The 21,533-nt window shown below is 68.8% G+C and carries 18 protein-coding genes; 14 read left to right on the forward strand and 4 right to left on the reverse strand.

Features of this window, described 5'->3' with window-relative positions; all coding sequences use genetic code 11:
- Positions 1-31: 31 nt before the first annotated feature.
- Positions 32-361, forward strand: a complete 330-nt coding sequence (locus ACLZN2_RS05380) for a hypothetical protein (protein WP_416977192.1) — start codon at positions 32-34, stop codon at positions 359-361.
- On the opposite strand, the gene ACLZN2_RS05385 is transcribed toward ACLZN2_RS05380, so the two are convergent.
- From ACLZN2_RS05385 to ACLZN2_RS05400, 4 genes are read right to left on the reverse strand one after another with little or no spacing between them, the layout of a single operon-like run.
- Positions 342-1,112, reverse strand: a complete 771-nt coding sequence (locus tag ACLZN2_RS05385) for a succinate dehydrogenase/fumarate reductase iron-sulfur subunit (RefSeq protein WP_416977193.1) — start codon at positions 1,110-1,112, stop codon at positions 342-344. The genes ACLZN2_RS05380 and ACLZN2_RS05385 overlap by 20 nt on opposite strands.
- A complete protein-coding gene (locus ACLZN2_RS05390; protein ID WP_416977194.1) occupies positions 1,109-3,055 on the reverse strand; it encodes a fumarate reductase/succinate dehydrogenase flavoprotein subunit in 1,947 nt (648 codons plus the stop codon). Before ACLZN2_RS05390 ends, ACLZN2_RS05385 begins: the two co-directional genes overlap by 4 nt.
- 16 nt (positions 3,056-3,071) lie before the next feature.
- Positions 3,072-3,905 carry a hypothetical protein gene (locus ACLZN2_RS05395; RefSeq protein ID WP_416977195.1) on the reverse strand — a complete coding sequence of 278 codons (834 nt, stop codon included), beginning with the start codon at positions 3,903-3,905 and terminating at the stop codon, positions 3,072-3,074.
- Between the two features lie 50 nt (positions 3,906-3,955).
- Positions 3,956-4,255: a hypothetical protein gene (locus tag ACLZN2_RS05400; protein WP_416977196.1), complete on the reverse strand. Its 300-nt coding sequence runs from the start codon at positions 4,253-4,255 to the stop codon at positions 3,956-3,958.
- Between the two features lie 298 nt (positions 4,256-4,553).
- Here ACLZN2_RS05400 and ACLZN2_RS05405 point away from each other — a divergent pair, with 298 nt between their 5' ends.
- From ACLZN2_RS05405 to ACLZN2_RS05465, 13 genes are all read left to right on the forward strand, one after another.
- A complete protein-coding gene (locus ACLZN2_RS05405) occupies positions 4,554-6,758 on the forward strand; it encodes an ABC transporter family substrate-binding protein (protein ID WP_416977197.1) in 2,205 nt (734 codons plus the stop codon).
- Between the two features lie 182 nt (positions 6,759-6,940).
- Complete coding sequence (gene typA, locus ACLZN2_RS05410; protein ID WP_416977198.1) at positions 6,941-8,848, forward strand: translational GTPase TypA; 1,908 nt, start codon at positions 6,941-6,943, stop codon at positions 8,846-8,848.
- 596 nt (positions 8,849-9,444) lie between these two features.
- Positions 9,445-11,070: a peptide ABC transporter substrate-binding protein gene (locus ACLZN2_RS05415; protein WP_416977199.1), complete on the forward strand. Its 1,626-nt coding sequence runs from the start codon at positions 9,445-9,447 to the stop codon at positions 11,068-11,070.
- Between the two features lie 142 nt (positions 11,071-11,212).
- Complete coding sequence (locus ACLZN2_RS05420; protein ID WP_416977200.1) at positions 11,213-12,145, forward strand: ABC transporter permease; 933 nt, start codon at positions 11,213-11,215, stop codon at positions 12,143-12,145.
- Complete coding sequence (locus ACLZN2_RS05425) at positions 12,138-13,088, forward strand: ABC transporter permease (protein ID WP_416977201.1); 951 nt, start codon at positions 12,138-12,140, stop codon at positions 13,086-13,088. Before ACLZN2_RS05420 ends, ACLZN2_RS05425 begins: the two co-directional genes overlap by 8 nt.
- An 11-nt stretch (positions 13,089-13,099) precedes the next feature.
- The gene (locus tag ACLZN2_RS05430) at positions 13,100-14,152 is read left to right on the forward strand and encodes an ABC transporter ATP-binding protein (RefSeq protein WP_416977202.1); all 1,053 of its coding nucleotides are present in this window, start codon (positions 13,100-13,102) and stop codon (positions 14,150-14,152) included.
- A complete protein-coding gene (locus tag ACLZN2_RS05435) occupies positions 14,145-15,290 on the forward strand; it encodes an ABC transporter ATP-binding protein (protein ID WP_416977203.1) in 1,146 nt (381 codons plus the stop codon). Before ACLZN2_RS05430 ends, ACLZN2_RS05435 begins: the two co-directional genes overlap by 8 nt.
- Before the next feature lie 70 nt (positions 15,291-15,360).
- Positions 15,361-15,750: a VOC family protein gene (locus tag ACLZN2_RS05440; protein WP_416977204.1), complete on the forward strand. Its 390-nt coding sequence runs from the start codon at positions 15,361-15,363 to the stop codon at positions 15,748-15,750.
- Between the two features lie 163 nt (positions 15,751-15,913).
- Positions 15,914-17,539 (forward strand): peptide ABC transporter substrate-binding protein, encoded by a 1,626-nt coding sequence (locus ACLZN2_RS05445; RefSeq protein WP_416977205.1) that lies wholly within the window; start codon positions 15,914-15,916, stop codon positions 17,537-17,539.
- A 6-nt stretch (positions 17,540-17,545) separates the two neighbouring features.
- Positions 17,546-18,469, forward strand: a complete 924-nt coding sequence (locus tag ACLZN2_RS05450) for an ABC transporter permease (RefSeq protein ID WP_416977206.1) — start codon at positions 17,546-17,548, stop codon at positions 18,467-18,469.
- A complete protein-coding gene (locus tag ACLZN2_RS05455; protein WP_416977207.1) occupies positions 18,462-19,424 on the forward strand; it encodes an ABC transporter permease in 963 nt (320 codons plus the stop codon). The genes ACLZN2_RS05450 and ACLZN2_RS05455 overlap by 8 nt, the downstream gene beginning before the upstream one ends.
- Positions 19,425-19,431: 7 nt before the next feature.
- Positions 19,432-20,406: an ABC transporter ATP-binding protein gene (locus tag ACLZN2_RS05460; protein ID WP_416977208.1), complete on the forward strand. Its 975-nt coding sequence runs from the start codon at positions 19,432-19,434 to the stop codon at positions 20,404-20,406.
- On the forward strand, positions 20,399-21,427 hold the full coding sequence (locus ACLZN2_RS05465) for an ABC transporter ATP-binding protein (RefSeq protein WP_416977209.1): 1,029 nt from the start codon (positions 20,399-20,401) through the stop codon (positions 21,425-21,427). Before ACLZN2_RS05460 ends, ACLZN2_RS05465 begins: the two co-directional genes overlap by 8 nt.
- Positions 21,428-21,533 lie beyond the last annotated feature (106 nt).

Here is a 21,533-nt window from a genome sequence, read left to right on the forward strand (position 1 = left end):
ATCTCTTGTGGGTGCTGGAGATCCTGGGAGTATGAGCGCCATGCACTTGGCACTGGTGAGTATCGGGGTCGCCGTCGTCACGGCCGCTGCGCTGGCCGGCGTCGCGGGCGTCACCACGGGCTGGACCCTGCCTTTCCGGCGGGAGAGGATCCTGCGGCCGAAGCTGTGGGGCGCGGGCCTGCTGCTGATCGCCTTCGGCACAGCCTTCTTCCTGTTCCTCGGCCCGCTGGGCGGCACGCCGACCCGGCATCCCTACCTCCCGTTCCTCGGCATTGCCGTGAACTTCGGGGGGCTTGCCCTCCAACTGCTCGCCCAGCGCCCCGGCCGGGCGGACCTCCGGTCTACGAAGTCCGCCTCCTGATCTTCGACCCCAGCCACACCAGCGGGTCGTACTTACGGTCGACCGCCCGTTCCTTCAGTGGGATCAGCGCGTTGTCCGTGATCCTGATGCCCTCGGGGCAGACCTCCGTGCAGCACTTGGTGATGTTGCAGTAGCCGAGGCCGTGCTCGTCCTGGGCCGTCCTCTTGCGGTCCAGGCCCGTCTCGTCCGCCGCGTCCAGCGGGTGCATGTCCAGCTCGGCGACCCGCATCAGGAAGCGCGGGCCGGCGAACGCCGTCTTGTTCTCCTCGTGGTCGCGCACCACATGGCAGGTGTCCTGGCACAGGAAGCACTCGATGCACTTGCGGAACTCCTGCGACCGGTCCACGTCCTCCTGGAACATCCGGTACTCGCCCGGACCGACGCCCTCGGGTGGCACGAACGACGGGACCTCGCGCGCCTTCTGGTAGTTGAAGCCGACGTCGGTCACCAGGTCGCGGATCACCGGGAACGTCCGCAGCGGGGTCACGGTGATGGTCTCGGCCCGGTCGAACACGGACATCCGGGTCATGCACATCAGACGGGGCCGCCCGTTGATCTCCGCCGAGCACGAACCGCACTTGCCCGCCTTGCAGTTCCAGCGGACGGCGAGGTCGGGCGCCTGGGTGGCCTGGAGGCGGTGGACGATGTCGAGGACGACCTCGCCTTCGTTCACCTCGACCGAGAAGTCCTCCAGGCCGCCGCCCTGCGTGTCGCCCCGCCACACCTTGAAGCGGGCCTCGTAGCTGCTCACTCGTACAGCTCCTCTTCGGCGAGGTACTTGACCAGCTCCTCCTTCTCGAACAGGGCGAGCAGGTCCGGGCGGATGGGGTCGGTGTTCTCGCGTACGAGACGGATCTGGCCGCGCTCCGGGTCGGTGGCCGCGAGCCCGCCGGTCGGGTCGGCGAGGCCGCACAGCAGGTTCACGTTGCGCCAGGTCCGCTCCATCGTCGGATGGTCCTCGCGGGTGTGGCCGCCGCGCGACTCGGTGCGCTCCAGTGCGGCCCGCGCCACGCACTCGCTGACCAGCAGCATGTTCCTGAGGTCGAGGGCGAGGTGCCAGCCGGGGTTGAACTGGCGGTGGCCCTCCACGCCCGCCCGCCGGGCCCGGACCCTGAGCTCCGCCAGCCGGTGCAGGGCCTGCTCCATCTCGCCCTCGCGGCGGATGATGCCGACCAGGTCGTTCATGGTCTGCTGGAGCTCCTGGTGGAGGGTGTACGGGTTCTCCGGCGGGCCGCCGCCCTCGCCCTCCGCCGAGAACGGCCGCAGCGCCTCGGCCGCCGCCGCGTCGATCTGGGCGTCGTCCACCTCGGGCCGGTCCGCCCTCTGCGCGTACTCCGCCGCGTGCCAGCCCGCCCTGCGGCCGAAGACCAGCAGGTCCGACAGCGAGTTGCCGCCGAGCCGGTTGGAGCCGTGCATCCCGCCGGCCACCTCACCGGCCGCGAACAGGCCCGGTACCCCGCGTGCCCCCTCCGTGTCGGAGTCGACCGCGATGCCGCCCATCACGTAGTGGCAGGTGGGGCCGACCTCCATGGGCTCGGCCGTGATGTCCACGTCCGCCAGCTCCTTGAACTGGTGGTACATGGACGGCAGCCGGCGCTTGATCACCTCGGCGGGCATCCGCGTCGACACGTCCAGGAACACCCCGCCGTGCGGGGAACCCCGGCCCGCCTTCACCTCGGAGTTGATCGCGCGAGCCACCTCGTCGCGGGGCAGCAGCTCGGGCGGGCGCCGGTTGTTCTCCTGGTCGTCGTACCAGCGGTCGCCCTCCTCCTCGGACTGGGCGTACTTCTCCTTGAAGACGTCGGGGACGTAGTCGAACATGAACCGCTTGCCCTCGGAGTTCCTGAGCACCCCGCCGTCACCGCGCACCGACTCCGTCACCAGCAGGCCCTTGACCGACGGGGGCCAGATCATGCCCGTCGGGTGGAACTGCACGAACTCCATGTTCAGCAGGGTGCCGCCCGCGAGCAGCGCCAGCGCGTGACCGTCGCCGGTGTACTCCCACGAGTTCGACGTCACCTTGAACGACTTGCCGATGCCCCCGGTCGCGATCACGACCGCCGGTGCCTCCAGGACGAAGAAACGGCCGCTCTCACGGTCGTACGCGAAGACCCCGCTCACCCGTGGGCCCGCGGCGGAGCCGCTGTCGGGCACAGTCTTCAGGACCCTGGTGACCGTGCACTCCTGGAAGACCTTCAGCCGGGACTCGTAGTCGCCGGTCTCACGGTGGTCCTCCTGCTGGAGCGCGACGATCTTCTGCTGGAGGGTGCGGATCAGCTCCAGGCCGGTGCGGTCGCCGACGTGTGCCAGGCGCGGGTACTCGTGGCCGCCGAAGTTGCGCTGGGAGATCTTTCCGTCCTTCGTACGGTCGAACAGGGCGCCCCAGGTCTCCAGCTCCCACACCCGGTCGGGGGCCTCGCGGGCGTGCAGCTCGGCCATCCGCCACTGGTTGAGGAACTTGCCGCCGCGCATGGTGTCGCGGAAGTGGACCTGCCAGGTGTCGTGCTCGTTGACGTTGGCCATCGCCGCCGCGATGCCGCCCTCGGCCATCACGGTGTGCGCCTTGCCGAACAGGGACTTGCAGATCACGGCCGTACGGGCGCCGCGCTCACGGGCCTCGATGGCGGCGCGCAGACCGGCGCCCCCGGCACCGACGACCACGACATCCCACTGTTGCCGTTCCACCGCTGCCATCAGAAGGCCTCACTCATCAGAAGAACCTCGGATCGTCGAAGACACCGGACGCGACCAGGTACACGTAGAAGTCGGCGACCGCCACGCTCACCAGCGACGCCCACGCCAGCAGCATGTGGCGGGCGTTGAGCCGGCCGACGAACTGCCACGCCCGGTAGCGCACCGGATGCCGGGAGAAGTGCCGGAGCTTTCCGCCCACGATGTGCCGGCAGGAGTGGCAGGAGATCGTGTACGCCCAGATCAGCGTGATGTTGACCAGGAAGACCAGGGTGCCGAGGCCCATGTGGCCCCAGTCGTAGTGCTCGTCGCGGAAGGCGAGCACGGTGTCGTACGTCAGGATCCCGGCGACGACGATCGCGGCGTAGAAGAAGTACCGGTGGATGTTCTGCAGGATCAGCGGGAAGCGGGTCTCACCGGTGTACTTGGTGTGCGGCTCGGCCACCGCGCAGGCCGGGGGCGAGGCCCAGAAGCCCCGGTAGTAGGCCTTGCGGTAGTAGTAGCAGGTCAGGCGGAAGCCCAGCGGGAAGATCAGGATGATGATCGCGGGCGAGATGCCCCACCAGCCGCCGAGGATCTCCGCGTTGGGTCCGGCGCGCATGGGCTCGCAGTTCTCCGCCAGACAGGGGGAGTAGAACGGCGAGACGTACGGCGCCGCGTAGTAGTCGGCGTTCGCGAAGGCCCGCCACGTCGAGTAGACGATGAACGCCAGCAGACCGGCGGCGGTGGCGGCGGGCGCCAGCCACCAGCGGTCGGTCCGCAGATGAGGGGCGGCGATCGCGGCGCGGCCGGCACCGCGTACGCCGCCCGGGGGATGGGGCTCTGTGGAGGGAGGTTCCGTACCAGTGGCCAATGGAGGACTCCGGTCGGTGTCGGGTCAGAGGGGTAGGGCCCTTCTGGGCCCTAGGGGGCGTGCCGGTCCCGGGCGCCGAGTCCCTCGTCGTCCGTGTCGATCCACAGGGAGTCGTCGTAGGGGGTGTCCGGGATGGTGAGGAGCTGCTGCTTCTGCGGGACCTTCGGAGCCGTCGGGCCCGAGGCGGACTCGCGCAGCAGCGCGACGCTCTCGCGGAGATGGTCGGCGTCGGCGCGGACGCGGCGCATCTCCAGGCCGCGGGTGCCGAGCTGCTGCTCCAAGCGGCCGACGGACCGGGAGAGGTCGTCGAGGCAGCGCTGGACCGTAGTCAGGTCGTCGTGCACGGACATGACGTGACCTCGCTTCCGTGGGCGGCTGTGCCCTGGACGGCAACGTTCATGTGCGCCTGCGAGTGTTGCGCGTCACACCGGTCGATGTGAAGGCGTGTGCAGCGATTGGCGGATGCGGAGCGGGTGCCGCGTTGCTCCGCACGGGTGGGGCTGTGCGCCCCCGCCGCCGTGTCGCCCTCGGCAGGCGAACCCTTTCCTCTTCAGTGAGCCGTAGACCAGACCGTAGATCTGATCAACTCCAAAATACCGCCAAATGTGATCAGAACGCACCGGAAGTGGCTCCCCGGAGGTGCCAGAGATGTCGAAGCCCTACGACGGCGTCGGACTGCGCGCGGTCATGCGCTCGGTCGCCTTCCTCACGGCGGGTGTGCTCGCGGTGCCCCTGCTGACCGCCTGCGGCGCCGAGGACGAGGCGGGCAAGCCGCTGGCCCGGCAGGACATCGCCCCGGCCGCCCGGGCCCTGGTCGCCGACGGGGGCACCCTGCACTGGGCGGTCGACGCGGTCCCGGAGACCTTCAACACCTTCCAGTCGGACGCCGACGCCACGACCACCCGGGTGGCCCAGGCCGTCCTGCCGTCGATGTACCGGATCGACGAGAACGGGCGGGCGCGGCGCAATCCCGACTACCTGGAGTCCGCGAAGGTCGTCGACACCGAGCCCAGGCAGGTCGTGCTGTACAAGCTCAACCAGCAGGCCGTGTGGAGCGACGGCCGGGAGATCGGCGCCGCCGACTTCGCCGCCCAGTGGCGCGCCCTGTCCGGCAAGGACAGCGCCTACTGGACCGCGCGCAACGCCGGCTACGACCGCATCGAGAAGATCGAGCGCGGCGACAACGACCTCGAGGTCCGGGTAACCTTCGCCCGCCCCTACTCCGACTGGCAGTCGCTGTTCTCGCCGCTGTACCCGAAGGACGTCATGGGCACGCCCAGCTCGTTCAACGACGGGGCGCGGCGCACGCTGAAGGTGACGGCCGGTCCGTTCCTGGTGAAGCAGGTCGACCGCAAGAAGGCCGAGGTCCGGCTCACCCGCAACCCGCGCTGGTGGGGGGAGCCGGCGAAGCTCTCGGAGATCCGGCTGACGGCCGTGCCGCGCGAGGAGCGGGCCGCCGCCCTGGCCGACGGGAAGATCGAACTGGCCGAGATCGACCCAGCCGACGCCCGGCGCATCGACGGCGCCGCGAAGGGATCGGCGGCCGGACCACTCGCCGGACCCGGCGGCGGACGCACCGCCGCCAAGGCCCTGCACTCCTGGGCGCTCGCCCACGGCTCCGACGAGAAGGCGGCCGAGCACGAGACGAAGGCCCGCAAGAAGCTGCGCAGGGCGATCGCCAAGTGGGAGCGCCGGCAGAAGGCTCTGAAGGACTTCGAGGTACGGCGCTCCCTGGAGCCGGCGTACACCCAGCTGGCCCTCAACGGCGCGGACGGGCCGCTGGCGGACGAACGCGTGCGGCGGGCCGTGGCCCGGGCGCTGGACCGCAGGAAACTGGCCGAGCTGGTGCTCGAGCCGCTCGGCCTGCCCGCGGAACCCGTCGGCAGCCACCTCGCCCTCTCCGGCCAGGAGGCCTACGCCGACAACAGCGGCGCGCTCGGCGGCCAGGACACGTCGGAGGCGCAGGCGCTGCTCACGGACGCGGGATGGGTGGCCGGGGGACCGGTCAAGGAGGAGAAGGGCGAGAAGGCGGCGGGGGCCAAGGGCGAGAAGCCGAAGGACGAGGCGTCCGAGGACGAGAAGTCGAAGGGCGGCTCCGACGGCGCGTACATCGTGGGGGAGGACGACAAGGGCCCTGGCTCGGACGACCGGCACGGCAAGGACGACAGAGCCGGACGGCGGCTCGCCCAGGAGGGCGCGCAGTACAAGCACCAGCAGCAGGGCGGCGCCCCCGGCGCCTACGCGCCCAAGGGCACCCGGGCCCCGGCCGATGCCGCCGCCGGGGCGCTGGCCAAGGACGGCAAGGCGCTGTCGCTGCGGTTCGTGCTGCCGTCCGGGCCGGGCTCGGAGCCGCTGCGCACGGTCGCCGCGCGGATCACGAGGATGCTGGAGAAGGTCGGCATCCGCACGGAGACCGTCAAGGTCGCGGACGTGAGCTACTTCAAGGACCACATCGCCTCCGGCCAGTACGACCTCGCGCTGTACTCCTGGCCCGCGACCGCGTTCCCGGCCACCGACGCCCGCCCGATCTACGCCAAGCCCGTCCCGGCCGCCGACGGCTCGCTCAGCGTCGAGCAGAACTACACCCGCGTCGGCACCGACCAGGTCGACCAGCTCTTCGACCGGGCCATCACCACCCTGGACGCGGACGAGGAACGCTCCCTGATCCGCAAGGCCGACTCCCGCATCTGGGCGGCGGCCGCCTCGATCCCCCTCTACCAGCGCCCCCAGCTCACGGCCGCGAAGAAGAACGTCGTCAACGCGGGAGCCTTCGGCTTCCAGACGCCGGTGTACGAGGACATGGGCTTCCTGAAGAAGGGCGCCGAGCTGCCGCCGAGCCCGTCGGAGGGATGAGGACAGGGGGCGCTCTCTGCCGGGGCACAGCGCGCCCGACCGGGTCGGGAAGCCCCGTGGAGGTCCACCCGCTCCGGGCCACGTACCATGGGGTGAGGCCGTGGCATGTCAAGCCCGGCAGGGCCCGCGTCACACAGACGTACACGACGGGCCTTCCTCACACTCCGGGAGAACGCCGCTTTATGGCCACGCGCCACGACATCCGCAACGTCGCCATCGTCGCCCACGTCGACCACGGCAAGACGACCCTCGTCGACGCCATGCTGAAGCAGGCCGGTGCCTTCGCAGCGCACGCGGCCGAGTCGCTCGACGACCGAATGATGGACTCGAACGACCTGGAGCGTGAGAAGGGCATCACGATCCTGGCCAAGAACACGGCCGTGAAGTACCACCCGAAGGATGGCGGCGACGTCATCACCATCAACATCATCGACACCCCGGGCCACGCCGACTTCGGTGGCGAGGTCGAGCGCGGTCTGTCGATGGTGGACGCGGTGGTGCTGCTCGTCGACGCCTCCGAGGGCCCGCTGCCGCAGACCCGGTTTGTGCTCCGCAAGGCGCTCCAGCAGCGCCTGCCCGTCATCCTGTGCATCAACAAGACGGACCGCGCGGACTCGCGCATCGACGAGGTCGTCAACGAGACCTACGACCTCTTCCTCGACCTGGACGCGGACGAGGACCAGATCGAGTTCCCGATCGTCTACGCGTGTGCGCGTGACGGTGTCGCCTCGCTGACCAAGCCGGAGGACGGCACCGTCCCGGCCGACAGCGACAGCCTGGAGCCGTTCTTCTCCACGATCCTCTCGCACGTCCCGGCTCCGGAGTACGACGAGGCGGCCCCGCTCCAGGCGCACGTCACCAACCTGGACGCCGACAACTTCCTCGGCCGTATCGCGCTGCTCCGCGTCGAGCAGGGCGAGCTGCGCAAGGGCCAGACCGTCACGTGGATCAAGCGTGACGGCAGCATGTCCAATGTGCGCATCACCGAGCTGCTGATGACCGAGGCGCTCACCCGCAAGCCCGCCGAGGTGGCCGGCCCGGGCGACATCTGTGCCGTCGCCGGTATCTCGGACATCATGATCGGCGAGACCCTCGCCGACACCGAGAACCCGATCCCGCTGCCGCTGATCACGGTCGACGAGCCGGCGATCTCGATGACCATCGGTACGAACACCTCGCCGCTGGTCGGCCGGGGCGGTACCGGCAAGGGTGCCGACAACAAGGCCGCGGTCAAGGACCGCAAGGTCACCGCCCGCCAGGTCAAGGACCGCCTCGAGCGCGAGCTGGTCGGTAACGTCTCTCTCCGCGTGCTCGACACCGAGCGTCCGGACGCCTGGGAGGTCCAGGGCCGCGGTGAGCTGGCGCTGGCCATCCTGGTCGAGCAGATGCGCCGTGAGGGCTTCGAGCTGACCATCGGCAAGCCGCAGGTGGTCACCAAGAACGTCGACGGCAAAGTCTACGAGCCGGTCGAGCGCATGACGATCGACGTGCCCGAGGAGCACATGGGCGCCGTCACGCAGCTCATGGGCGTCCGCAAGGGCCGTATGGACAACATGTCCAACCACGGCTCCGGCTGGGTTCGCATGGAGTTCGTCGTCCCGTCCCGCGGTCTGATCGGCTTCCGCACCGAGTTCCTGACCCAGACCCGTGGCACCGGCATCGGCCACTCCATCCACGAGGGCCACGAGCCCTGGTTCGGCACGCTGCAGACCCGCAACAACGGCTCCCTGGTAGCCGACCGCGCCGGCGCCGTCACCGCCTTCGCGATGACGAACCTCCAGGAGCGCGGTGTGCTGTTCACCGACCCCGGCACCGAGGTGTACGAGGGCATGATCGTCGGCGAGAACTCCCGCTCCGACGACATGGACGTCAACATCACCAAGGAGAAGAAGCTCACGAACATGCGGTCGTCCTCGGCCGACTCGTTCGAGGCGATCGTCCCGCCGCGCAAGCTCTCCCTGGAGCAGTCGCTGGAGTTCTGCCGCGACGACGAGTGCGTCGAGGTCACCCCGGAGGCCGTCCGCATCCGCAAGGTGAACCTGGACGCCCGCGAGCGCGCCCGCGCCGCGAGCCGCGCCAAGCACGGCTGACGAGCCCCGTAGCAAGCGAGCCAGGTCCCGCGCGGCGGGGCCTGGCTCGCTTGTTGAACACAGTTTTTACTCCGCGGGGACATAGGGATAACCCTTTGATCGCGTGCGGAACCGCCCGCAAGGGGCCGATCGGTACTAGCCTCGGATGTGTGTGCAGTGCGCGCACTGCGGGTGCGGTGTCGGCCAACGGCCTCTCGGGCATGAACCGTTGACGGCGGTGGACATGCCGAGTCACCCCCGCACAGCGGCCACGGTAGCCGCAACTCATTTTCCGCTCCCCCGCGTCCGGAATGCGGACAGTCGTCGTCGATAGATGTGTAACAAGTCCGTTTCGCAGGGATCTTCCCTCTATCCCTTTGTCCGGATTTTGGAAGATGTTGCCGCCAGGTGTGATCGAACCGAGACCTTGCCGGTGTGGTTCGGTCTTCGCTGATGGCAGATAGTTAGGCGCGTAGAGCTCGGAGGACGGGTCAGGCGCCGACAGGCGGCGCAGGCTCGCGAGCGCTGGGGGCACCGATCATTTTCAGGCACCGGCAACGGTGTTGAGTCGTGTGCTGCCCTGTGCAGTGAACCAATGGATTCTTGAGGAGGAACCCATGCGCGGTGCGAGGAGTGCCAAGTGGGTCGCGATAGCCGCGGTTGTGGCACTGGGGGCGACCGCCTGTGGTGGTGGCGACAGCGACAGCAAGGACGACAGCAAGGCCGCCGTCGACCCGAACGGCACGTTCACGGTCGAGTCTGGTGAGCCGCAGAACCCGCTGCAGCCCGCCAACACGATGGAGTCCTACGGCAGCATCGTGATCAACTCGCTGTTCACGGGTCTCGTCGACTACGACGACAGCGGCAAGATCGTCCTCATGAACGCCGAGTCGATCGACACCACGGACAGCAAGACCTACACGGTCAAGCTGAAGGCCGGCTGGAAGTTCCACGACGGCACCCCGGTCACCGCGGAGTCCTACGTCAAGGCCTGGAACTGGGCCGCGAACCCGGACAACAAGCAGACCAACAGCTTCTGGTTCTCCGACATCGCGGGCTACGACAAGGTCGCGCCGGAGAAGGGCAAGGCCACGGCCACCGAGCTGTCCGGTCTGAAGGTCGTCGACGACACCACCTTCACCATCGAGCTGACCTCGGCGATCCCGTACTACGAGTTCAAGCTCGGCTACCAGGCCTTCTCGCCGCTGCCCGAGTCCTTCTTCAAGGACCCGAAGGCCGCCGGCGAGAAGCCGGTCGGCAACGGCCCGTACCAGTTCGTCAGCTGGGACCACAAGAAGGCCATCACGGTCAAGAAGTACGCCGCCTACACGGGCTCGAACGCCGCGAAGAACGGCGGCGTGGTCTTCAAGAACTACTCCACCCCGGAGACCGCGTACGAGGACCTGAAGTCCGGCAACCTCGACGTCATCACCCAGATCGCCCCGAAGGACCTGCCGGTCTACAAGACGGACCTCGGCGACCGCGCCATCGACCAGGCGTACTCCGCCATCCAGTCGATCGTCCCGGCCTTCTACAACAAGCAGTGGAAGGACATCGACCCGAAGGTCCTGCAGGGCCTGTCGATGGCGATCGACCGCGACACCATCACCAAGACCGTGCTCCAGGGCACGCGTGAGCCCGCCACCGGCTGGGTCGCCAAGGGCGTTCTCGGCTACCAGGAGAACGTCGCGGGTGACGTCACGAAGTACGACCCGACCAAGGCCAAGGAGCTCATCAAGGAGGGTGGCGGCGTTCCGGGCAACTCCATCACCATCCAGTACAACACCGACGGCGGTCACAAGGAGTGGGTGGAGGCGGTCTGCAACTCCATCACCAACGCCACCGGTGTGAAGTGCGCCACCGACCCGAAGGCCGACTTCCAGGCCGACCTCGACGCGCGTGACGCGCACGAGGTCAAGTCGATGTACCGCGGCGGCTGGGTGCTGGACTACCCGGTGAACGCCAACTTCATCCGTGACCTGTACGGCAGCAAGTCCTCCGGCAACACCAGCGGCTTCTCCAACAAGACGATCGACGAGGGGATCGCCGCCGCCGACAGCGCCACCTCGCTGGACGAGTCGGTGAAGAAGTACCAGGAGGTCGAGAAGGAGTTCGTCAACGTCATGCCGAGCATTCCGCTCTGGTACTACAAGGTCAACGCGGGCTACTCGGAGAAGGTCTCGGGCGTGAAGTTCGGCCAGGACGGTGACCCGATCCTGACTGGCGTCCAGGTCAAGAAGTAACCGTAGACAGCCCGTAGCCCGGGGCGCGCACGCCGCGCCCCGGGCAACGGCAGCGGCCGGGGGGCCCTTTCCGCACGCATCGCCAGGCGGTGCGCGGGGAAAGGGCCCGCCTGCTGCCGCTGTGACATTTCATGGAGGCACGATGGGGCGCTATGTCGCACGACGACTGCTCCAGATGATCCCGGTGTTCTTCGGGACCACCCTGCTTATCTTCCTCATGGTCTACGCCCTGCCCGGTGACCCCGTCCGAGGGCTGTTCGGCGACAAGGGCGGCAGCCCACAGGTGATCGCCGCGCTGAGGCACGAGTACGGCCTGGATCAGAACATCTTTGTGCAGTACTTCAATTACATGAAGGGCATCCTGCTGCACGCCGACTTCGGCACGCAGATCGCCAGCGGCCGCCCCGTGACCGACGTCCTCGGCGAGGCCTTCCCGGTCACCCTGCGCCTCGGCAGCTTCGCCTTCGCCATCGAACTCGTCTGCGGCATCGGCCTCGGTGTGTTCGCCGGCCTGCGTGCCGGACGCGCCGCCGACACCTCGGTGCTGCTGATCACGCTGCTGCTGATCTCGGTTCCGGTGTTCGTCCTCGGCTTCATCCTCAAGTGGATCTTCGCCGACGAACTCCACTGGCTGGAACCGAACGTCAACGACCCGACGAACTACGGTCAGTTGCTGATGCCCGCGATCGTGCTGGCCACGGCGTCACTCGCCTATGTGTCCCGGCTCACCCGTACGTCGATCGCGGAGAACATGCGCGCCGACTACGTGCGTACGGCCGTCGCCAAGGGCCTGCCCCGCCGCCGGGTGGTCGGTGTCCACCTCATGCGCAACTCGCTGATCCCCGTGGTCACCTACCTGGGCACCGACATCGGCGCCCTGCTCGGCGGTGCCGTCGTCACCGAGGGCATCTTCAACATCCACGGCGTCGGCGGCACGATCTACCAGTCGATCGTCCGACGGGAAGGCACCACCCTCGTGGGCCTGGTGACCATCCTCGTCCTCGTCTACCTCGTCGCCAGCCTCCTTGTCGACCTGCTCTACGCGGTCCTTGACCCGAGGATTCGCTATGCCTGACATGACCAAATCCGACACCGCCGCCACCACCGCCACGGACGCCGTGGCCACCGCCGACGCCGCCGTGCAGCCGGTCAAGGCCGAGAAGGTCCGCAGCCTGTGGGGCGACGCCTGGGCCGACCTGCGCCGCAACAAGATCTTCATCACCTCGGCGGTAATGATCCTGCTGCTGATGACGATCACCTTCTTCCCGGGCTGGTTCACCAGCGCCAACCCGACCTACGGCGACCTGGCCAAGCACTACATCCAGAAGCCGCAGCTCGGAAAGGTCTTCTCGCCCGAGTGGCTGGGCTACGACGCGCAGGGTCGCAGCGTCTACGCCCGGCTCATCTACGGCGCCCGGGCCTCCATAGCCGTCGGCTTCGGCACCACGATCGTCGTGACCGTCGTCGGCGGTCTGGTCGGCATGATCGCCGGCTACTTCGGCGGGCTCGTCGACTCGATCCTGTCCCGGCTCGTGGACGTGTTCTTCGGCATCCCGTTCCTGCTGGGCACGATGGTCGTGCTCAACTCCTTCCCGGAGCGCACCACCTGGGTCGTCATCGGTGCCCTGGGCTTCTTCGGCTGGACCCAGCTGGCGCGTGTGATGCGCGGCGCGGTGATCACCACCAAGCAGTCCGACTACGTCCAGGCGGCCAAGGCGCTCGGCGCGAGCACCCCGCGCATCCTGTTCCGGCACATCCTGCCGAACACCCTGGCCCCGGTGATCGTCGTCGCGACCATCTCGCTCGGCGTCTACATCGGCTCCGAGGCCACGCTGTCCTTCCTGGGGCTCGGCCTGAACGGCGTCTCCTGGGGCAACGACATCTCCGACGGCGGCAACTCGATCCGGGTCGCCCAGTGGATCATGCTCTACCCGTCGATCATGCTCACCATCACGGTGCTGGCGTTCATCATGCTCGGTGAAGCGGTCCGCAACGCCCTTGACCCGAAGACGCGCTGAGGGAGGCGTACGTGACCATCATCGAAGAAACCGCACCGGTACCGGCGCCCCGCGAGGGCGAGGACGTCCCCCTGCTCGAAGTGCGCGACCTGCACGTCGAGTTCGTCACCCGTGAGGGTGTCGTACAGGCCGTCAACGGCGTCAACTACAGCGTGAAGGCCGGCGAGACCCTCGCCGTCCTCGGTGAGTCCGGCTCCGGCAAGTCCGTGACCGCGCAGGCGGTCATGGGCATCCTCGACATGCCGCCGGCCCGGATCCCCAAGGGCGAGATCCTCTTCCGCGGCCAGGACATGCTGAAGATGTCCGCCGAGGAGCGCCGGCGCATCCGCGGCCGGCGGATCGCCATGATCTTCCAGGACGCGCTCAGCTCGCTCAACCCGGTGCTCTCCGTCGGCTACCAGCTCGGCGAGATGTTCCGGGTGCACCAGGGCCTCTCCAAGAAGGAGGCCAGGGCCAAGTCGATCGAGCTGATGGACAAGGTGAAGATCCCGGCCGCCACGGCCCGGGTGGACGACTACCCGCACCAGTTCTCCGGCGGTATGCGCCAGCGCATCATGATCGCCATGGCGCTGGCCCTGGAGCCGGACCTGATCATCGCCGACGAGCCCACCACGGCCCTCGACGTGACGGTCCAGGCCCAGGTCATGGACCTGCTCGCGGAGCTGCAGCGCGAGTACAACATGGGCCTGATCCTGATCACCCACGACCTCGGCGTGGTCGCCGACGTCGCGGACAAGATCGCGGTGATGTACGCGGGCCGGATCGTGGAGCGCGCCCCGGTGCACGAGCTTTACAAGCGCCCCGCGCACCCCTACACGCGGGGTCTGCTGGACTCGATCCCGCGCCTGGACCAGAAGGGCCAGGAGCTGTACGCGATCAAGGGTCTGCCGCCCAACCTGCTGCGCATTCCCACCGGTTGCGCCTTCAACCCGCGCTGCCCCAAGGCGCAGGACATCTGCCGCACGGAGATCCCGGCCCTGGTGCCGGTGACCGAGCAGGACGGCGGCGAACTGGTCGGCCGGGGTTCGGCGTGCCACTTCTGGAAGGAGACGATCCATGGCTGAGCTCAGCAAGAACGACGAGCAGGAGGCCACGCCGAACGTCTCCGAGGTGGAGACCGCCGACGTCCACTCCGAGTCGGAGGCGGTCGCCGCGATCGAGGCGCCCGTGGACCGCGGTGAGCCGATCCTCCAGGTGCGCGACCTGGTGAAGCACTTCCCGCTCACCCAGGGCATCCTGTTCAAGAAGCAGATCGGCGCGGTCAAGGCCGTCGACGGGGTCTCCTTCGACCTGTACCAGGGCGAGACCCTGGGCATCGTGGGCGAGTCCGGCTGCGGCAAGTCCACGGTCGCCAAGCTGCTGATGAACCTGGAGCGGGCCACCGCCGGCGAGATCTTCTACAAGGGCCAGGACATCACCAAGCTGTCCGGGCGTGCGCTGAAGGCGGTCCGCCGCAACATCCAGATGGTGTTCCAGGACCCGTACACGTCCCTGAACCCCCGGATGACGGTCGGCGACATCATCGGCGAGCCCTTCGACATCCACCCGGAGGTGGCCCCCAAGGGCGACCGCCGCCGGAAGGTCCAGGAGCTGCTGGACGTCGTGGGTCTCAACCCGGAGTACATCAACCGCTACCCGCACCAGTTCTCGGGCGGTCAGCGCCAGCGCATCGGTATCGCCCGCGGCCTGGCCCTCAACCCCGAGATCATCATCTGCGACGAGCCGGTCTCCGCGCTGGACGTGTCCGTCCAGGCCCAGGTCATCAACCTGATGGAGCGTCTGCAGGACGAGTTCAACCTGTCGTACATCTTCATCGCGCACGACCTGTCGATCGTCCGGCACATCTCGGACCGGGTCGGGGTCATGTACCTCGGCAAGATCGCCGAGATCGGCTCCGACGAGCAGATCTACGACCACCCGACGCACCCCTACACCCAGGCGCTGCTGTCGGCGGTCCCGGTCCCGGACCCGGAGGCCCGTGAGGGGCGCGAGCGGATCATCCTCACCGGTGACGTGCCCTCGCCCGCGAACCCGCCGTCCGGCTGCCGCTTCCGCACCCGGTGCTGGAAGGCGCAGGACAAGTGCTCGACCGAGGTGCCGGTGCTCGCCGTACCGGAGCGCTTCCGGGGCGAGGACACCCCGGCGGCCCACGAGTCGGCCTGCCACTTCGCCGAGGAGAAGGACGTCGTGCACGCGGCGTGAGTGACACCCACAGGCCCGGCACCTCGCGGAGAGGTGCCGGGCCGTTGTGCTTTCCGGAGAGAGGACGCCGGTGCTTCACCACATCGAGCTGTGGGTCCCCGACCTGCGCAGGGCCGTGACCGAATGGGGCTGGCTGCTCGGCCGGCTCGGCTGGGAGCCGTACCAGGAGTGGAACCGCGGCCGCAGCTGGCGGCAGGGCACGCTCTACGTCGTCGTGGAGGAGTCCCCGGCGCTGCGGGAGGGCGCCGGGCACGACCGGCTGCGGCCGGGCCTCAACCACCTGGCGTTCCACGCCGGAACCCGGTCCCAGGTGGACGCGCTGGCGGAGGAGGGACCGGCCCACGGGTGGACTCCGCTGTTCGCGGAGCGCTACCCGCACGCCGGCGGCCCCGACCACTACGCCGCCTACCTGGAGAACACGGACGGATTCGAGGCCGAGCTGGTCGCCGGCCACCCCTGAGCCGCCGCTGCTTCTCGTTCAGGGTCATCCGTCTGACGCCCCTTTGAACCCGTACGGGTGGGGTGAAAGTGCAGGGAAGCCACCATGTGCCGATATTGACTGGTAAAGGATCAAGGCGTTTCCGGGTCCGGCGCAGTCGAGGCGCAGTCAAGAGGAGGCATCCATGCGTGGAGCCACGCACGCCAGGTGGGCCGCATGCGCGGTGGCGGCAGCGCTCGTGGCGACGGCCTGCGGGGGCGGAGGCAGCGGCGGCGGCGACGGCAGCGCGGTGCTCACCTCGTCCTGGGGCGACCCGCAGAACCCGCTGGAGCCCGCCAACACCAACGAGGTGCAGGGCGGCAAGGTCCTCGACATGATCTTCCGCGGGCTGAAGCGGTACGACCCCGAGACCGCCCAGGCGCAGAACATGCTCGCGCAGAGCATCGAGACGCCGGACTCGCAGAACTTCACGATCACCCTCAAGGACGGCTGGACGTTCAGCGACGGCGAGAAGGTGACGGCGCGTTCGTTCGTCGACGCCTGGAACTACGGGGCGAGCCTGAAGAACGGCCAGAAAGCCGCCGAGTTCTTCAAGTACATCGACGGCTACGACCGGATCCACCCGGAGACGGGCACCCAGACCGCCGACACCCTCTCCGGGCTGAAGGTCGTCGACGACCGCACGTTCACCGTGCGGCTCAGCCAGAAGTTCTCGTCCTTCCCGGACACCCTCGGCTACGCCGTCTTCTCCCCGCTGCCCCGGGCGTTCTTCGACGACCACGAGGCCTGGCTGAAGAAGCCGGTCGGCAACGGGCCCTACACGATCCGCTCGTACACCCGGGGCGCGCAGATGAACCTCGTCCGCTGGGACGCGTACCCCGGGGACGACAAGGCGCGGAACGGCGGGGTGACCCTGAAGGTCTACACCGACCCCAACACCGCCTACACCGACCTGCTGGCCGGCAACCTCGACCTCACCGACGACGTGCCCGCCGCCCAGCTCAGGAACGCCCCGGGCGACCTCGGCGGCCGCTATCTCAACCAGCCCGCCGGCATCATCCAGACGATCGCCTTCCCCTACTACGACAAGGAGTGGGGCAAGGCAGGCATGGACAAGGTCCGCAAGGGGCTGTCCATGGCCATCGACCGCGACCGGATCACCGAGACGATCTACCAGAAGACACGGGTCCCCGCGACGGACTGGACGTCACCGGTCCTCGGGACCAAGGGCGGCGACAGCAAGGGGCTGTGCGGTGAGTGGTGCACGTACGACCCCGTCCGGGCGAAGGAGCTGATCCAGGAGGGCGGGGGACTGCCCGGCGGACAGGTGAAGATCACGTACAACGCGGACGCGGGATCGCACAAGCAGTGGGTCGACGCCGTCTGCAACTCCGTCAACAACGTCCTGGGCGACGACAAGGCCTGTGTCGGCAGCCCGATCGGCACCTTCGCCGACTACCGGAACAGGACCACCCGGCAGAAGCTGAGCGGCCCCTTCCGGGCCGGCTGGCAGATGGACTACCCGCTGATCCAGAACTTCCTCCAGCCGCTCTACTACACCAACGCCCCCTCCAACGACGGCAAGTGGTCCAACGAGAAGTTCGACCGGCTCGTCGACCAGGCGAACGCCGAGACCGACACCGCCAAGGCCGTGCGGCTGTTCCAGCAGGCCGAGGAGGTCGTCCGGGACGACATGGCCGCCATCCCGCTCTGGTACCAGAACGGCACGGGCGGCTACGGCGAACGCCTCTCCGACGTCCGCCTCAACCCGTTCTCCGTCCCCGTCTACACCGACATCAAGGTCGGCTGACCCGCCATGGGGCGGTACGTCGTAAGGCGGCTGCTGCAGATGGTCCCGGTGTTCGTCGGGGCGACGCTGCTGATCTTCGTGATGGTGAACGTGATGGGCGACCCCGTCGCGGGCCTGTGCGGCGAACGGCAGTGCGACGCGGCGACGACCGCCCAGCTGAAGCGGGAGTTCGGCCTCGACCGGCCCGTCTGGCAGCAGTACCTGACCTACATGGGGAACGTCTTCACCGGGGACTTCGGTACGGCGTTCAACGGCCAGCCGGTGACCGAGCTGATGGCGACGGCGTTCCCCGTCACCGCGCGGCTGACCGTCGTCGCGATCCTCTTCGAGATCGTCATCGGCATCACGCTCGGCGTGATCACCGGGATGCGCCGGGGCCGCCCCGTCGACACCGGGGTCCTGGTGGCCACCCTCGTGGTGATCTCCGTACCCACCTTCGTCACCGGTCTGCTGCTCCAGCTGTTGCTCGGCGTCGAGTGGGGCTTGATCAAGCCCTCCGTCTCCATGGACGCCGGCTTCGGTGAACTCCTCGTGCCCGGCCTGGTGCTGGCCTCGGTCTCCCTGGCGTACGTCACCCGGCTGACCCGGACCTCGATCGCCGAGAACCGGCGCGCCGACTACGTCCGTACCGCCGTCGCCAAGGGGCTGCCGCACCGCCGGGTCGTCACCCGGCACCTGCTGCGCAACTCCCTCATCCCCGTGGTCACCTTCATCGGCGCGGACATCGGCTTCCTGATGGGCGGCGCCATCGTCACCGAGCGCATCTTCAACATCCACGGCGTCGGCTACCAGCTCTACCAGGGGATCCTCCGCCAGAACACCCAGACCGTGGTCGGCTTCGTCACCGTCCTCGTGCTGGTCTTCCTGGTCACGAACCTGCTCGTCGACCTCCTGTACGCCGTACTCGACCCGAGGATCCGCTATGCCTGAACTGGAGCCCGAGGGCGAGATCGCGGCGCCGGGGCTGACGGTGGGGGAGCCGCTGCCGCTGGAGAAGGCCGCCACGGGAGCGCCGGCCCCGGTCACCGGGACGACGGGCAGACCCCGCTCCCTGTGGTCCGACGCCTGGCGCGACCTGCGCCGCAACCCGGTCTTCCTCGCCTCCTCCCTGATCATCCTCTTCCTGGTCCTCATCTCCCTGTGGCCCTCGGCCATCACCTGGGAGAGCCCCCTCAAGTGCGACCTCGCCCATGCCCAGCAGGGCTCCGGACCCGGCCACCCCTTCGGCTACGACGGCCAGGGCTGCGACGTCTACACGCGCACGGTCTACGGCGCCCGTACGTCCGTCACGGTCGGCGTCCTCGCGACGCTCGGGGTGGCGGTCCTGGGAAGCCTGCTGGGCGGCCTCGCGGGCTTCTTCGGCGGCGCGGGCGACGCGATCCTGTCCCGCGTCACCGACGTGTTCTTCGCGATCCCGGTGGTCCTCGGCGGGCTGGTGCTGCTCTCCGTGGTCACCAGCGACACCGTCTGGCCGGTCATCGGCTTCATGGTGCTGCTCGGCTGGCCCCAGATCTCCCGGATCGCCCGAGGCTCGGTGATCACGGCGAAACAGCACGACTACGTCCAGGTCGCCCGCGCCCTCGGCGCCTCCCACTCCCGGATCCTCCTGCGCCACATCGCCCCGAACGCGGTGGCCCCCGTGATCGTCGTCGCGACCATCGCCCTCGGCACGTACATCGCCCTGGAGGCCACGCTCTCCTACCTCGGCGTCGGCCTGAAGCCCCCCACCGTCTCCTGGGGCATCGACATCTCCGCCGCCTCCCCGTACGTCCGCAACGCCCCCCACGCCCTCCTGTGGCCCTCCGGCGCCCTCGCCCTGACGGTCCTGGCCTTCATCATGCTCGGCGACGCGGTCCGCGACGCCCTCGACCCGAAGCTGAGGTGACGCGGCGATGCTGCTTGAAGTGCGGGACCTGCGGGTGGAGTTCAGGACGCGGGACGGGGTCGCCCGGGCCGTCAACGGGGTCAGTTACGCGGTGGACGCGGGGGAGACGCTCGCGGTGCTCGGGGAGTCCGGGTCCGGGAAGTCGGTGACCGCGCAGGCCGTGATGGGGATCCTCGACGTGCCGCCCGGCAGGATCACCGGCGGCGAGGTCCTCTTCCGGGGCAGGGACCTGCTGAGGATGAAGGAGGACGAGCGCCGCGGGATCCGGGGCGCCGAGATGGCGATGATCTTCCAGGACGCCCTGTCCTCCCTCAACCCGGTGGTCTCCGTCGGCGACCAGCTCGGCGAGATGTTCGTCGTCCACCGGGGCATGTCCCGCAAGGACGCGCGGGCCAGGGCCGTGGAACTGATGGACCGCGTCCGCATCCCGGGCGCGAGGGAACGGGTCGGGGACTATCCGCACCAGTTCTCCGGCGGTATGCGCCAGCGCATCATGATCGCGATGGCGCTCGCCCTCGAACCGGCCCTGATCATCGCCGACGAGCCGACCACGGCCCTCGACGTCACCGTCCAGGCCCAGGTCATGGACCTGCTCGCCGAACTCCGGCGCGAGTACCGCATGGGCCTCGTCCTCATCACCCACGACCTGGGCGTGGTCGCCGACGTCGCCGACCGCATCGCCGTCATGTACGCGGGCCGGATCGTCGAGTCGGCCCCGGTGCACGACCTCTACAAGGCCCCCGCGCACCCGTACACCCGCGCCCTCCTCGACTCCGTCCCCCGCCTCGACCGCAAGGGCCGCGAGCTGAACGCCATCCGGGGCCTGCCGCCCAACCTCATGGACATCCCGCCCGGCTGCGCCTTCCACCCCCGCTGCCCGGTGGCCCGGGACGTCTGCCGCACCGACGTACCGCCGCCGCACCCGGTGGACGAGGACCGCAGGAGCGCCTGCCACTTCTGGAGGGAGTGCCTGCATGGCTGAGCCGATTCTCCAAGTGAGCGGGCTGTACAAGCACTACCCGCTCACCCGGGGCGTCCTGTTCGGGAAACGGGTCGGCTCGGTGAAGGCCGTCGACGGCGTCGACTTCGCGCTCGGGAAGGGCGAAACCCTCGGCATCGTGGGCGAGTCCGGCTGCGGCAAGTCCACGGTCGCCAAGCTGCTGGTCAGCCTGGAGCGGCCGACGCGCGGACGGATCCGCTACAAGGGCGAGGACATCACCAGGCTGTCCGGCCGGGCGCTGAAGGCCGTTCGCCGCAACATCCAGATGGTGTTCCAGGACCCCTACACCTCCCTCAACCCGCGCATGACGGTCGGCGACATCGTCGGGGAGCCGTACGAGATCCATCCCGAGGCCGCCCCCAGGGGCGACCGGCGCCGCAGGGTCCGCGAACTGCTGGACGTGGTCGGCCTCAACCCGGAGCACATCAACCGCTACCCCCACCAGTTCTCCGGCGGCCAGCGCCAGCGCATCGGCATCGCACGCGGCCTCGCCCTGCGCCCCGAGGTGATCGTCGCCGACGAGCCGGTGTCCGCGCTGGACGTCTCGGTACAGGCGCAGGTCGTCAACCTCCTGGACCGGCTGCAGAGCGAGTTCGAGCTGTCGTACCTCTTCATCGCGCACGACCTGTCGGTGGTCCGGCACATCTCGGACCGGGTCGGGGTGATGTATCTCGGCCGGATCGTGGAGACCGGCTCCGACGAGCAGATCTACGACCATGCGACGCACCCCTACACCCAGGCGCTGCTCTCCGCGGTCCCCGTGCCGGACCCCGAGGCACGCGAACGGCGGGAGCGGATCATCCTCACCGGTGACGTCCCGTCCCCGACGGACGTGCCCTCGGGCTGCCGCTTCCGTACGCGCTGCTGGAAGGCGCGGGAGCGGTGCGCGCAGGAGGTGCCGGAGCTGGCCGTCCCGGAGACCCTCCGGGACGCCGGTGGCCCCGCCGCGCACGCCTCGGCCTGCCATTTCGCAGGGGCCGATCATGGAAATCGGGTCCCATAACCGCACATATGTACAGCAATTGCGTTAACACGCAGGCAACTCGGCTGACCCGATTCCGATATACGGACGCGTCAGTCTGAACAGCGTACGGCCGTGCGGGTGCCGT

This window comes from Streptomyces sp. T028 (genome assembly GCF_048159505.1).
Taxonomy (GTDB): Bacteria; Actinomycetota; Actinomycetes; order Streptomycetales; family Streptomycetaceae; genus Streptomyces.

What these genes read in the sequence shown, in the direction of transcription:
- ACLZN2_RS05380 (WP_416977192.1), top strand. Translation starts at nt 32, where the DNA reads ATGAGCGCCATGCACTTGGCACTGGTGAGTATCGGGGTCGCCGTCGTC.
- ACLZN2_RS05390 (WP_416977194.1), bottom strand. Translation starts at nt 3,055, where the DNA reads ATGGCAGCGGTGGAACGGCAACAGTGGGATGTCGTGGTCGTCGGTGCC.
- ACLZN2_RS05400 (WP_416977196.1), bottom strand. Translation starts at nt 4,255, where the DNA reads ATGTCCGTGCACGACGACCTGACTACGGTCCAGCGCTGCCTCGACGAC.
- ACLZN2_RS05405 (WP_416977197.1), top strand. Translation starts at nt 4,554, where the DNA reads ATGTCGAAGCCCTACGACGGCGTCGGACTGCGCGCGGTCATGCGCTCG.
- typA (WP_416977198.1), top strand. Translation starts at nt 6,941, where the DNA reads ATGGCCACGCGCCACGACATCCGCAACGTCGCCATCGTCGCCCACGTC.
- ACLZN2_RS05415 (WP_416977199.1), top strand. Translation starts at nt 9,445, where the DNA reads ATGCGCGGTGCGAGGAGTGCCAAGTGGGTCGCGATAGCCGCGGTTGTG.
- ACLZN2_RS05420 (WP_416977200.1), top strand. Translation starts at nt 11,213, where the DNA reads ATGGGGCGCTATGTCGCACGACGACTGCTCCAGATGATCCCGGTGTTC.
- ACLZN2_RS05425 (WP_416977201.1), top strand. Translation starts at nt 12,138, where the DNA reads ATGCCTGACATGACCAAATCCGACACCGCCGCCACCACCGCCACGGAC.
- ACLZN2_RS05435 (WP_416977203.1), top strand. Translation starts at nt 14,145, where the DNA reads ATGGCTGAGCTCAGCAAGAACGACGAGCAGGAGGCCACGCCGAACGTC.
- ACLZN2_RS05445 (WP_416977205.1), top strand. Translation starts at nt 15,914, where the DNA reads ATGCGTGGAGCCACGCACGCCAGGTGGGCCGCATGCGCGGTGGCGGCA.
- ACLZN2_RS05450 (WP_416977206.1), top strand. Translation starts at nt 17,546, where the DNA reads ATGGGGCGGTACGTCGTAAGGCGGCTGCTGCAGATGGTCCCGGTGTTC.
- ACLZN2_RS05455 (WP_416977207.1), top strand. Translation starts at nt 18,462, where the DNA reads ATGCCTGAACTGGAGCCCGAGGGCGAGATCGCGGCGCCGGGGCTGACG.
- ACLZN2_RS05460 (WP_416977208.1), top strand. Translation starts at nt 19,432, where the DNA reads ATGCTGCTTGAAGTGCGGGACCTGCGGGTGGAGTTCAGGACGCGGGAC.
- ACLZN2_RS05465 (WP_416977209.1), top strand. Translation starts at nt 20,399, where the DNA reads ATGGCTGAGCCGATTCTCCAAGTGAGCGGGCTGTACAAGCACTACCCG.